At 35.4% G+C, this 12,961-nt stretch carries 18 protein-coding genes; all 18 read left to right on the forward strand.

Annotation, left to right across the window (positions count from 1 at the left end):
- The first annotated feature begins 11 nt into the window (after positions 1-11).
- Complete coding sequence (fliG, locus tag GHT08_RS03580) at positions 12-1,022, forward strand: flagellar motor switch protein FliG (RefSeq protein WP_018932675.1); 1,011 nt, start codon at positions 12-14, stop codon at positions 1,020-1,022.
- On the forward strand, positions 1,015-1,782 hold the full coding sequence (gene fliH / locus GHT08_RS03585) for a flagellar assembly protein FliH (RefSeq protein WP_238343494.1): 768 nt from the start codon (positions 1,015-1,017) through the stop codon (positions 1,780-1,782). Before fliG ends, fliH begins: the two co-directional genes overlap by 8 nt.
- Positions 1,757-3,073 (forward strand): flagellar protein export ATPase FliI, encoded by a 1,317-nt coding sequence (fliI, locus tag GHT08_RS03590; RefSeq protein WP_163579852.1) that lies wholly within the window; start codon positions 1,757-1,759, stop codon positions 3,071-3,073. Before fliH ends, fliI begins: the two co-directional genes overlap by 26 nt.
- On the forward strand, positions 3,073-3,513 hold the full coding sequence (fliJ, locus tag GHT08_RS03595) for a flagellar export protein FliJ (protein ID WP_163579853.1): 441 nt from the start codon (positions 3,073-3,075) through the stop codon (positions 3,511-3,513). The genes fliI and fliJ overlap by 1 nt, the downstream gene beginning before the upstream one ends.
- Before the next feature lie 14 nt (positions 3,514-3,527).
- Positions 3,528-4,112 (forward strand): MotE family protein, encoded by a 585-nt coding sequence (locus GHT08_RS03600; protein WP_163579855.1) that lies wholly within the window; start codon positions 3,528-3,530, stop codon positions 4,110-4,112.
- A gap of 28 nt (positions 4,113-4,140) precedes the next feature.
- Positions 4,141-5,535 carry a flagellar hook-length control protein FliK gene (locus GHT08_RS03605; RefSeq protein ID WP_163579857.1) on the forward strand — a complete coding sequence of 465 codons (1,395 nt, stop codon included), beginning with the start codon at positions 4,141-4,143 and terminating at the stop codon, positions 5,533-5,535.
- Positions 5,536-5,545: 10 nt separating this feature from the next.
- Positions 5,546-5,998, forward strand: coding sequence for a flagellar hook assembly protein FlgD (gene flgD, locus GHT08_RS03610; protein WP_163579859.1), 453 nt, complete (start codon positions 5,546-5,548; stop codon positions 5,996-5,998).
- Between the two features lie 15 nt (positions 5,999-6,013).
- Entirely contained in the window at positions 6,014-6,373 is a 360-nt protein-coding gene (locus tag GHT08_RS03615) for a TIGR02530 family flagellar biosynthesis protein (protein WP_163579861.1), read from the forward strand.
- 76 nt (positions 6,374-6,449) lie between these two features.
- A complete protein-coding gene (gene flgG, locus GHT08_RS03620) occupies positions 6,450-7,307 on the forward strand; it encodes a flagellar basal body rod protein FlgG (protein ID WP_163579864.1) in 858 nt (285 codons plus the stop codon).
- Positions 7,308-7,353: 46 nt separating this feature from the next.
- The gene (locus tag GHT08_RS03625; protein WP_163579866.1) at positions 7,354-7,578 is read left to right on the forward strand and encodes a flagellar FlbD family protein; all 225 of its coding nucleotides are present in this window, start codon (positions 7,354-7,356) and stop codon (positions 7,576-7,578) included.
- Complete coding sequence (locus GHT08_RS03630) at positions 7,568-7,984, forward strand: flagellar basal body-associated FliL family protein (RefSeq protein WP_163579868.1); 417 nt, start codon at positions 7,568-7,570, stop codon at positions 7,982-7,984. Before GHT08_RS03625 ends, GHT08_RS03630 begins: the two co-directional genes overlap by 11 nt.
- 25 nt (positions 7,985-8,009) lie before the next feature.
- Entirely contained in the window at positions 8,010-9,011 is a 1,002-nt protein-coding gene (fliM, locus tag GHT08_RS03635; protein ID WP_163579869.1) for a flagellar motor switch protein FliM, read from the forward strand.
- Positions 9,001-10,179 carry a flagellar motor switch phosphatase FliY gene (fliY, locus tag GHT08_RS03640; protein ID WP_163579871.1) on the forward strand — a complete coding sequence of 393 codons (1,179 nt, stop codon included), beginning with the start codon at positions 9,001-9,003 and terminating at the stop codon, positions 10,177-10,179. Before fliM ends, fliY begins: the two co-directional genes overlap by 11 nt.
- A gap of 22 nt (positions 10,180-10,201) precedes the next feature.
- Positions 10,202-10,564, forward strand: a complete 363-nt coding sequence (locus GHT08_RS03645; protein WP_163579873.1) for a response regulator — start codon at positions 10,202-10,204, stop codon at positions 10,562-10,564.
- Positions 10,565-10,568: 4 nt separating this feature from the next.
- A complete protein-coding gene (locus tag GHT08_RS03650; protein WP_163579874.1) occupies positions 10,569-11,231 on the forward strand; it encodes a flagellar biosynthetic protein FliO in 663 nt (220 codons plus the stop codon).
- On the forward strand, positions 11,215-11,889 hold the full coding sequence (gene fliP / locus GHT08_RS03655) for a flagellar type III secretion system pore protein FliP (protein WP_163580087.1): 675 nt from the start codon (positions 11,215-11,217) through the stop codon (positions 11,887-11,889). The genes GHT08_RS03650 and fliP overlap by 17 nt, the downstream gene beginning before the upstream one ends.
- 25 nt (positions 11,890-11,914) lie before the next feature.
- Positions 11,915-12,184, forward strand: a complete 270-nt coding sequence (gene fliQ, locus GHT08_RS03660; RefSeq protein WP_163579876.1) for a flagellar biosynthesis protein FliQ — start codon at positions 11,915-11,917, stop codon at positions 12,182-12,184.
- Positions 12,185-12,187: 3 nt separating this feature from the next.
- Positions 12,188-12,958, forward strand: a complete 771-nt coding sequence (gene fliR, locus GHT08_RS03665; RefSeq protein ID WP_163579878.1) for a flagellar biosynthetic protein FliR — start codon at positions 12,188-12,190, stop codon at positions 12,956-12,958.
- Positions 12,959-12,961: the final 3 nt, after the last annotated feature.

Consider the following 12,961-nt stretch of genomic DNA (forward strand, 5'->3'; position numbering starts at 1 on the left):
GGTTAATAATCATGGCTAAAAGACAACAACTGACCGGAAAACAAAAAGCTGCTATTTTATTAATCTCTCTAGGTCCTGATGTTTCTGCCCAAGTGTATAAGCATTTAACGCCAGAAGAGATTGAAAAACTTACATTAGAAATCTCATCTGTTAAGAAAGTTGATGGGACTCAAAAGGATGAGATTTTGGAGCAATTCCATGAGATTGCGATGGCTCAGGATTATATTTCTCAAGGTGGTATCAGTTATGCAAAAACCGTTCTTGAAAAAGCATTAGGAGAGGAAAAAGCAGGCGATATCTTAAATAGACTGACTTCCTCCCTACAAGTAAAACCGTTTGATTTTGCTAGGAAAGCTGAACCTAATCAAATAATAAATTTTATTCAAAATGAACATCCACAGACAATTGCACTTGTTTTATCTTACTTGGATTCTGAACAATCTGCTCAGATCTTGTCAGAATTACCACAAGAAATGCAAGCTGATATTGCAAGACGGATAGCAGTTATGGACTCTACATCTCCGGAGATCATTTCCGAAGTAGAGCAAATTCTTGAACGAAAGCTATCTACTACTGTTTCACAAGATTATACACAAACTGGTGGTATTCAAGCAGTTGTAGAAGTGCTAAATGGTGTGGATCGAAGTACGGAGCGAACGATTTTAGATACGCTTGAAATTGATGATCCAGAATTAGCAGAAGAGATCAAGAAAAGAATGTTTGTATTTGAAGATATTGTTACTCTTGATAATCGCGCTATCCAACGTGTTATTCGTGAAGTTGAAAATGATGATTTACGCTTATCCTTAAAAGTTGCGAGTGATGAAGTGAAAGAAATTGTCTTTAATAATATGTCTACACGAATGGCAGAAACATTCAAAGAAGAAATGGAATTTATGGGACCAGTTCGATTACGTGATGTAGAAGAAGCACAATCACGTATAGTATCTGTTATTAGAAGATTAGAGGAAGTTGGCGAGATTGTCATTGCTAGAGGTGGAGGAGATGATATTATTGTCTAATCGCTCCTTACCACCAAGGCAAATCCAGTTACGTAAAATAGAAACACCGAAAACAAACCAACTTTCAACTGAACAAGATGATCAAGAAACGCTACATAATATCTACCAACAAATAGAGGATGCAGAACGGAAGTATAAAGAAACATTGAACAAAACAGAAAAACGGAAAGAAGAAGTACAAGCAGAAATCAATCAATGGCGCCAGGAGTGGGAGCAAGAAAAAGCACACTATATTGAACAGGCCCAACAAGAAGGCTATCAACAAGGTTTTAAACAAGGGCAAGAAGATAGTATGCAACAATTTCAGAAAATAGTGGAAGAAGCTAAAGACGTACTAAAAACGGCCAACCAGGAATATCACAAAATTATTGCAGAGAGTGATGAGACAGTTTTACAAATTGCAATGGCTGTAGCCGAAAAAGTTTTGAAACAGTCAATTCAACAAGATCATGCGAAATTTGTTGGAATTGCGCAATCTTTGATAGAGCAGGTGAAAGACCAATCAAGCATAAAATTATTTGTCTCCAGTCATTATTATCCATTTCTTATCGAAAATAAGGGTGAGTTAGGTTCGATCATCCATGATGATATAGAATTTAGAATATATCCGTCGGTTGAGTTGCAAGGAGAACAAATTATAATCGAGACACCTTCTGGAAGAATTGATGCTTCTGTTGACAGCCAATTAGAAGAGATTAGAACGAGACTTTTTCATGTAGTGGAGGAGATCACACGTGAAAACACAAATGATACTGAATGAAATTCATGATCTAGATGCCTATAAGCGATATGGAAAAGTAGACCGCGTAATTGGGTTATTGATTGAAGCAAGAGGGCCTGAAGCACGCATTGGTGAAGTGTGCTATATCCACACGAAAAAGAAGAACGAAAAAATCATGGCAGAAGTAATTGGTTTTTACGAAAAGAAAGTTCTTTTAATGCCTTATTCGACAGTGCATAATATCGCGGCAGGTTGTTTAGTAGAGGCAAGCAAAAACGCATTGCAAATCAAGGTAGGTAGAGCATTAATCGGAAAGGTAATCGATTCAACTGGCAATTTACTAGATGGTTCTCATTTACCTAAAGGCTTAAATGAGTATCCAACAGAGCAAGCTCCACCTAATCCAATTGAAAGACCTAGAATTAAAGAACCAATTCAGATTGGCGTAAAAGCAATTGATACGATGTTAACAGTTGGAAAAGGCCAAAGAATTGGAATTTTCGCAGGAAGTGGTGTAGGTAAAAGTACGCTGTTAGGTATGATTGCTCGTAATAGTAATGCCGATATCAATGTAATTGCTTTGATTGGCGAGCGTGGACGTGAAGTAAAAGAATTTATTGAACGCGAGTTAGGTCCGGAAGGTTTAAAGAAGTCTATTGTGGTGGTTGCGACCTCTGATCAGTCTGCTTTAATGCGAATTAAAGGTGCATATACAGCAACAGCAATTAGCGAGTACTTTCGGGATTTGGGTTATGATGTGAATTTGATGATGGATTCCGTTACAAGGGTAGCTATGGCACAGCGAGAAATAGGACTTGCCATCGGAGAACCACCAACAACAAAAGGGTACACTCCGTCTGTTTTTGCGATGCTACCATCTCTGTTGGAACGGACAGGTACTAGTAAAACAGGTTCAATCACAGCTTTTTATACCGTTCTTGTCGATGGTGATGACTTTAACGAACCGATAGCTGATACAACAAGAGGTATCTTGGATGGTCATTATATTTTGGATCGTAAATTAGCTGAAAAAGGACAGTTCCCAGCGATCAATGTTCTGCAGTCTGTAAGCAGGGTAATGCCTGAGATTGTTTCAAAAGAAAGGCTGGAATTAACGCAGAAAATTCGTTCTATTCTAGCTACCTATGATGATAATCAAGAGTTAATTCAAATAGGGGCTTATAAAAGAGGTTCTAATAAATCAGTTGACCAGGCGATTCACCTTCAACCAGGGATTTTAAACGTCTTGAAGCAGGATATGAATGAAAACGAAGATGAAAAAACGGCGCTTCAACAATTACAAGAACTGGCAAAAAGGAGTAATTCCTGATGATGAATCAATTACATGGTTATGAAAAAATCAGAATGATAAGAGAGAATGAAAAAAACGACGCCCAACTTCAATTTCAAGAAGCCACAGCGGAATTTGAAAAGCATGCAAGTCACTTATATGATTTGCTGAAAAAGAAAGAGAAGATTGAAGAAAGCTATAAGCAGTCATTGTCAGACAAGTCCCAAATTGAAACGATCAAATCCTATCATCAATATTTAGACTTTCTTATGCCTGCGATAGTAAATGTTCAAAAAAAAGTAGATGCAGCAAGAAAGTATATGGACCAAGTACAAGAGTATGTAACCGAGCATTATATCGAAGTGAAAAAAATAGAGAAGATTATCGACAAAAAAGAACAGCAGTATAAACAATTGGAAGATAAAAAAGACTTAATGCTAATGGATGAAGTTTCCATCCGCAAGTATTTAGAAAAGTAAGGATAGGTGAAGAAATGGCGACCAATCCAAAGAAAAATAAAGAAAAAAAACCGAGTATTTTTCAATGGTTAATAGTTATAGTTGTACCGTTAATTGTTGCATTACTGTTTGCGGTAGTCATCCTATACTTTATGGGCGTGGATGTTGGTAAATATACAAAGGAAACATTGAATAAGGTTCCATTTATAGACGAGTATGTGACAACGGATCAAGAAGAATTACATGCCAATCAGATAGCTGAGAAGGATCAACAAATTGATACCCTTCAAGAAGAGATCGATGCCTTGCAATATGACGTTCAATCCAAAGATGGAACTATTTCTGAATTGGAAGAAGAAATATCAGATTTGTCTTCCCAAATAGTAGAATTGGAAGAAGATCAAGAGAGCGATACCGAAAGTTCAGATTCATATGAAGAGCTTGCTGCTTCTTTTACGGCAATGAAACCAAAGACGGCAGCACCTATCATGGAAACGATGGAGACTAGCATCGCAGTTCCGTTGTTACGTCAATTAGATTCAGAAGTTAGAGGAGAAATCTTAGGTGAGATGGATCCAGAAATAGCAGCAGAATATTCAGATTTATTAGTGAATGAGTGATGAAAAGTATTTGAAAGGGGGTGAAAAAATGATAGTAGCACCTGAATGGTTTGCAAATGGATCAACTGTTTCCGCACTTAAGACAATAAGAGATAAAGTAGAGGGAAAAGGTTTTTCTGATCTTATGTCAGCCAATATGGTAAGCAATGGACAACGAGCTAGTATAACAGAATCCGAAGATGACAGAAATTTAGGCAAGCTACGAGAGTCCTTAGGTAGTTTATCAGAAGAACAGTTAGATGGATTAACAGAAATACTTAACGAGATCAATAATATGATTGAGAACACTGACAATAAAGGTTTATCGCAATCGGAATTAATGACATTTATCACGGAGAACCTTAATGATGATCAGATAGATTTATTAGAAGGGCAGCTAGGAGTAGAGGATCAAGAAGTATTAATGAACTTGATCAAGAAATTGCTAGAAATCGATCACATAGGTGAGGATAAATCTGATAAAACTCAAAAGCCAACAGACCAATATACTAATTTTTATTCTAGCGATAGCTATCTCTTACAAAATAGTATAGTTCAAAAAAGCCAAAATACAGAAGACGCTTTAGCTGAAAAAGTAAAATCATTAGTCGAACAAACAGAAAAAATGGTACAACAAATTCAAAATCAACCTATTAATAATCGAGATTACAAACAAATCTTGCAATTGTTGAAGCAATGGTCACAAATGAATAATCAGTCATTACATGCAGCACAGAATCTTCTATCAGAAGCTACCAATGAGAAAAGTAATGAAATATGGTCTAAGTTATTAGCAAACTTTCAAAATCGCACGTCTATGCAACAACATTATGGAAGTACGCAAAAAGTTACACAACAAGATGTAAAGCGATGGATTGAAGCTGCAATGGAAAGAATAGAACCTGCAATTAAGCAGGAGCAAGCGCAAATCGTTAGAAATGATACGGCGAATCAACAAGTTCAATCGAAAGTACAACAATATGTAATTCATTTGTCCCAAACAAATAGTGATCAACAATTAGTACAGAAACAACTTATTGATCAATTTCAGCAAGTTATGCAAAAAAGCAATTTTATGAAACTAGCAAGTGGGGCTAATCAGCTGATGTTAAAACTTCAACCGGAACATTTAGGCGATATTACTGTTAAATTAACGCAAATCAATGGAGAAATGACAGTTAAAATGATTGCTAGTACACATGGTGCTAAGGAATTGTTAGAAGGTAACTTAAAGCAGCTTCGTCATATGTTCTCGCCACAACAAGTAATCATTGAAAAACAAGAAAACTTTAGTCAGGTTAACCAAGAAGAATTAACGGATGACAACTTGAATTCTCAAGAAGAAGATCAGCAGGAACAGACGCACGACCAGGAGCAGGAAGAGACTAATTCAGAACATCAAAATCTAAGTTTCCACGACATCTTGATGGACGCGAAAGTGTAGGTGATAAACAATGACTTCTATTGATTCATCTTATTATTTATCTAACCAAAATCAATCAAGAGAGGTTAATAATAGTTTAGGGAAAGAAGAGTTTTTAAAGATTTTAATGACACAATTGCAAAATCAGGATCCATTAAACCCGATGGAGGATAAAGAGTTTATCTCACAAATGACAACTTTTTCATCGTTAGAGCAAATGATGAACATGTCTAATTCTATTGATTCGTTAGTAAAGAATCAAACCGTTTCTCCTGTTATACAATATAGCCATCTAATCGGAAAAGACGTTAGTTATTATCGTATAGATGAAGAAACAGGTAAAGTGGCAGAACCAAAAGAGATAATAACTAGTGAAGTAAAAGCTATCTCCCAAAAGAATGGATATGCTGTAATAGAGTTAGAGAACGAAACGAACATATTTACCGATGAGGTACTCAGAATTAATGACCCTTCCGCGGAATAAAAGAGGAGGGATACTATGGATAATCGGATTCATGCTTATCATCATCCATTTGTTCCAAAAAACTTAAAAGTTCAACAGAATAATTCTAGCCATTTTGCTAAAGTCTTAAAACAGCACCAGGAAATTGAAATAAGTAAACATGCTAGTGACAGAATGTCTCAGCGAGATATTCATTTGAGTGATACGGATTGGAACAAGATGAACGAGAGACTGGATCAAGCCAAGGACAAAGGTGTAAAAGAGTCGCTAGTGATAATGGGTGACGCAGCATTTATTGTAAATGCAGAAAGTAAAAAAGTGATAACTGCATTGGATAAAAGTGAGTTAAGCAGTAAAATCTTTACCAATATTAATGGAACGATCGTAATGGACTAGGCTGGACCCACAAGGGAGGCTTAAAAGCTATCAACCGACAGCGATAGCTTAATAAAAACGGAAAGGAAGTTTATAAATGTTACGTTCAATGTATGCTGGTATTTCAGGTATGAAGAGTTTTCAAACAAAATTAGATGTAGTAGGTAACAATATAGCTAATGTCAACACGTCAGGTTTTAAAAAAGGCCGTGCAACATTTCAGGATATGATGAGTCAAACTGTCTCTGGTGCAAGTGCTCCAACTGCTAATCGTGGTGGGATCAATCCTGCACAAGTTGGGACAGGCTCTCAATTAGGTTCGATTGATAATGTTCATACCCAAGGAAATCGTCAAACGACAGAGCGCCCATTAGATCTACAATTAGAAGGGGACGGCATGTTTGTTTTTCAAGAAGGTGATGAATTACAGTACTCACGTGCAGGTAATATGTACCTCGATGATGATGGTAATATCGTAAATGCTAATGGTCAATATTTAATGGGTTTTCAACCACAAGGAGATGAGCCTTCGTCTATTGATGATATCGACCATACTCAAGTTGGGATTATTAATATCCCTGATACTGCTTCAAGTTTCAGCATTGAAGGAAATGGCGTAGTTAATTATGTTGAAGATGGAGAAACAAGAGTTGCCGGTCAAATTGCTTTAAGTAAGTTCGCTAATGAAGGTGGGTTGGAAAAGATAGGATCAAATATGTATCAAACTACTGTTAACGACGGTCAGTTGGATACTGGAGAAAATGATACGATTTATTACCAACCTGAAGAAGGTGGAACTGCTTCTATTGTTGCTGGTGCATTAGAGATGTCAAATGTCGATCTTTCTGAAGAATTTACCGAAATGATTACTGCCCAACGTGGTTTTCAAGCAAATACTAGAATTATTACTACCTCTGATGAAATATTACAGGAACTAGTGAACTTAAAACGATAAAAGGGAGGAAGAGAGTTAAGGCTCTAATCCTTAACTCTCTAAATCTATGATTACATTAACGAAATTAAAAGGTGACACGATTACGATTAACGCAATATACATAGAACGGATTGAGTCTTTTCCAGATACAACGATCACGTTGACCAATCAGAAAAAAATGTTTGTGAAAGAATCAGAAGAAGTAGTGAAGGAAATGGTGAGAGAGTTTTATAAGGAAATTGGTCTCTTTCAACTTCAAAGAGAAGTAGGTGAACAAGGTAATGAATCCTAAGTTAATAAAAATACTAGTTGTCGTGTTATTAATCATTACGATAGCAGGAGCTGTAACATTATATTTCCTATTAGATAGCAGCTCCGATGAAGGTAAGGCAATGTCCATTGATGATATGGTGAAATACTCTTATACAACCGAAGAAATAAGAACAGATTTAAATGATGGTAATTTTGTTCTCATTCAATTTCAATTTATTACGAATAGTAAAGCTGGATTAGAAGAAATTGAAAAAAGAGAATTTCAAGTAAAAAATGAATTTATAAAATTTTCAGTTGATTTAACAGCAAATGACTTTCAAGACAATTTATCGGAGTTAGAAAGTGATATGAAAACAGCTATGAATAAACATATGACGGAGGGTCAAATCGTCGATGTCTTAATTATAAGTAAAGTTATCCAGTAAGTTTACTCCGAATGGAGGTGGAAAAATGGCAGATGAAGTTCTTTCGCAAAATGAGATTGACGCCTTATTATCAGCTTTATCATCTGGTGAAATGGATGCCAATCAATTAAAAGAAGAAGAAAAAGATAAAAAGGTAAAAGTATATGATTTTAAAAGAGCATTAAGATTTTCTAAGGATCAAATCAGAAGTATTTCCAGAATTCATGATAACTTTGCTAGATTGTTATCAACATATTTTTCAGCACAGTTAAGAACTTATGTACATATTTCTGTTGCTTCGGTAGACCAAATTCCTTATGAAGAGTTCATTCGCTCGATTCCAAGCAAAACAATTTTAAATGTCTACAGTGTTGAACCTTTGGATGGAAGAATAATTTTTGAATTCAATCCAAATATAGCTTATGCCATGATGGATCGGATGCTAGGTGGTAAAGGAAGCAGTGTTAATAAGATTGATAATTTAACCGAGATTGAAACGACACTGATGTCACAACTGTTTGAAAAAGCTTTAGACAATCTTCAAGAAGCCTGGAGTTCAGTAGTTAATATTGATCCAATGTTGGAGGATTTTGAAGTAAATCCACAGTTTTTACAACTAGTTTCACCTAATGAAACGGTTGTTGTCGTATCTTTGGATACTACCATTGGTGATAGTAGCGGTATGATTAACATTTGTATCCCTCATGTAGTACTTGAACCGATTATACCCAAATTATCTGTTCATTATTGGATGCAAAATGAAAATTCTAAAGAAAGAAAACCAGAAGAATATGAATCTATTTCTCATAATATCAAACAGACAAGTTTGGATATGACAGCAATATTAGGTGAAACATCAATTACATTAGAAGAATTTTTATTTTTAGGAATAGATGACACCATTGTACTGGATAAGAATATTGATCAAGCTTTAACATTACAAATTGATCAAGAGCCTAAATTTCTTGTACAACCAGGGAAGAAAAAACAAAAGATTGCAGTGCAAGTAATAGACGAAATTAAGGGAGGGGATCACGATGATGAATGATGGAATGTTATCCCAAGACGAAATAGATGCACTATTAAATGGTTCTGATGATACCAATGAAGATGTGAATTCAAATGAGGCTCCTTCCACAGATGAATGCCTATCATCTATTGAAGAAGATGCTTTAGGAGAAATTGGAAATATATCCTTTGGAAGCTCGGCAACCACACTTTCTACTTTATTAAATCAAAAAGTAGAGATTACAACACCAATCATTAGTGTTCTTCATAAGGGTGAATTAGAGGAAGAATTTCCTGTACCATATGTTGGAATCGAAGTGAAATATACAGAAGGCTTTAGTGGAGCAAATTTATTTATACTCGAATCAAAAGATGCTGCCATTATCGCTGATTTGATGCTTGGTGGAGATGGAAAACCCGAATCACAGGAGTTAAATGATATTCATTTAAGTGCTGTTCAAGAAGCAATGAATCAAATGATGGGAACTGCAGCGACTAGTATGTCTACTGTTTTTAATAAAAAGGTGGATATTTCTCCGCCGACAACATCTATTATGGATGTAACAGAAGAAGAAACACAATTCTTAACGCCAGAAGATGATATCTTAATCAAGGTTTCGTTTCAATTAAAAATTGGGACGTTAATAGATTCAAAAATTATGCAGTTATTACCAGTTCCTTTTGCTAAAGATTTAGTAGATCAATTACTGAATTCATCCGAGGAAACAGATGCATCAAATAATCAAACGACTGATGAAACTGAAATCAATCAAGATCATGAGACTACTGAAACTGTGCCTAATACACAACAGGTACAGCAACAAGCACAGAGCAATACTCATCAGCACCAGCCAAAACAATTAGGAACTCAATCAGCGGGAACAAGTCAAGGGGTTCAAGCAGCAGCATTCTCAAGCTTTGAAGATGTACCTTTACAACAAAGCGAAAAACGAAATCTAGACTTATTAATGGATATTCCATTACAGGTAACGGTTGAGTTAGGAAGAACAAAGCGAACGGTAAAAGAGATTTTAGAACTATCCTCAGGTTCTATTGTAGAATTAGATAAACTCGCAGGTGAGCCAGTTGATATATTGGTCAACCAAAAACTGATAGCCAAAGGTGAGGTAGTAGTCATCGATGAAAACTTTGGTGTGCGGGTAACAGATATCGTAAGTAAAGAAGATAGATTAAAGCAACTTAAATAGATAATTGAAAGGATGGATAAACATGGCTAAAACTGTATTAATCGTAGATGACGCTGCTTTTATGAGAATGATGATCAAGGATATTTTAACAAAGAATGGATATGACGTAGTAGGTGAAGCGCAAGATGGCCAAGAAGCTGTTGAAAAATATAAAGAATTACAACCTGACTTAGTTACAATGGACATTACAATGCCAGAGATGGATGGAATTACTGCTTTAAAAGAAATTCAAAGTATCAATGGAGATGCTAAGATTATTATGTGTTCTGCTATGGGACAACAAGCAATGGTAATTGATGCAATTCAAGCAGGGGCTAAAGACTTTATTGTAAAACCATTCCAAGCTGACAGGGTAATCGAAGCCATTTCAAAAGTTATAGGTTAATGAGGTGATTAACATTAGCCTGAAATTATGTATTAGTATATTATTTATTTCCTTTCTTGTAGGTTTTTCACCAAATAATCTAGAAGCAAGAATGGTAAATGAAATATTAGATAATCAAGAAGAAATACAACTAGAAGAAGAGAATCAAGTGGATGAAAGTGAAGGAGTCACAGAAACCGATGATCAGCTTGCTGTTGAGTCCCCTAGTTTTATAGGCAGTTTCTTTAAACTCATTCTCGCCTTAGCTGTAGTAATTGGTTTGATTGTGCTGATCTCAAAGTTTTTGCGTAAAAAAAATGGTTTTCTCAAGAAGCATCAAGTGATTGAGAATTATGGTGGTATAACCGTTGGATCGAATAAATCGATTCAAACGATAAAAATAGGGGACCGTTTTTATGTCATCGGTGTTGCAGATAATATTGAATTGCTGATGGAAATTACGGACCCTAATACAATCGAACAGTTAATGAAAAAAGAAGAAACAAGTGATTCTTTAGATAAACTCAAGGCAAAATTAACAAAACAACCAGTAGAGTCAACGAAAAGTAGCAATCAAAATTTCACTTCGCTATTTAATAAGGAGCTTAATACAATGAAAGAAGGAAGAAAGAAAGTATATCAAAAACTGAAGGAAAGTAGTCGAAAAAATGATGATTCATCTCATTGATGTTTTCTCTGGTACAGATCCCGAGAGTATATCTACATCTGTCCGTTTACTATTATTATTAACTGTTCTTTCATTGGCTCCAAGTATCTTAATATTGATGACTAGCTTTACTAGAATTTTGATTGTTTTATCATTTGTGCGGACGTCTCTAGCGACACAGCAAATGCCGCCAAACCAAGTATTGATTGGCCTCGCTTTATTTATGACATTTTTTATTATGGCACCTACATTTCAAGAGGTGAACGAGGAAGCATTACAGCCGTTATTCGACGAAGAGATAACGTTAGAAGAGGCATATGATAATGCTAGTGTACCAATTAAAGAGTTTATGTCGAAACATACAAGGGAAAAAGACTTAGCGTTATTCATGAATTATGCAGAAATAGACAGACCGGAAACTGTTCAAGATATCCCATTGACAACATTAGTTCCAGCTTTTGCAATAAGTGAATTAAAAACCGCTTTTCAGATGGGCTTTATGATATTTGTACCATTCCTAGTCATTGATATGGCAGTTGCAAGTGTCTTAATGTCTATGGGGATGATGATGTTACCGCCAGTAATGATTTCATTACCATTTAAAATATTATTGTTTGTTCTAGTAGATGGGTGGTATTTAATTACACATTCATTATTAGATGGTTTCTTACCGCTTTGACATAGTTTGAGAGGAGATACTGATAGTGAGTGGAGAATTTGTCGTTTCATTAGCCGAACAGGGAATATTCACCATATTAATGGTGGCAGGGCCAATCCTTATATTGGCGCTAGTAGTAGGTTTATTAGTAAGTATTTTTCAGGCTACTACCCAAATTCAAGAACAAACACTTGCATTCATACCGAAGATTGTTGCTGTTTTATTAGGTATTATTATTTTTGGCCCTTGGATGTTAGCAACAATGGTAGAATTTGCAACAAATATATTCCAAAATATGAATCAGTTTGTGGGATAGGTTATGTTTGAGTTAATAGATATCAATCGTTTTCCGGCATTTATTTTAATCTTAGTCAGAGTCATATCATTTTTTGCAACAGTACCGATCTTCTCTTATCGAAATATACCAACACAATTAAAAATTGGTATTGGTGTTTTTATAGCATGGATTATGTTTTATACACTGGATATCCCTGAGCTTGCATTTGATGGCATGTATATCTTACTCATTATGAAAGAGGCAGTCATCGGTTTATTGTTAGGTTTAATTGCCTATTTAATTTTATCCGCTATTCAGATTGCAGGTGGCTTTATCGATTTTCAAATGGGTTTTGCGATTGCCAATGTTGTTGATCCGCAAACAGGAGCTCAAAGTCCATTAATCGGACAATACTTTTATACGATCGCTATTCTTTTTTTGTTAGCAGTTGATGGTCATCATCTGCTGCTTAATGGGCTGATGTATAGTTTTGAAGAGTTGCCGTTAGATCAGTTATTTCAATTTAATAATCTAGATTTGATTTTGCAAACGTTCAGCCAAATGTTCTTAATGGCATTTCAATTAGCTCTTCCAATAGTTGGTTGTTTGTTTTTAGTGGATGTAGCATTAGGTATTATTGCCAGAACCGTACCACAACTAAATGTTTTTGTCGTAGGACTTCCACTGAAAATTTTTGTTTCCTTTGCTGTACTATTTATGTTTGTAACTTTTTATATGATGGTTGTGCAACAACTTTTTCAATATACGTTAGAAACGATGCAAAGTCTTATTCGAATGTTCGGGGGTGCTTAATAG

It is taken from the genome of Gracilibacillus saliphilus, assembly GCF_010994085.1.
Lineage (GTDB): Bacteria > Bacillota > Bacilli > Bacillales > Amphibacillaceae > Gracilibacillus > Gracilibacillus lacisalsi.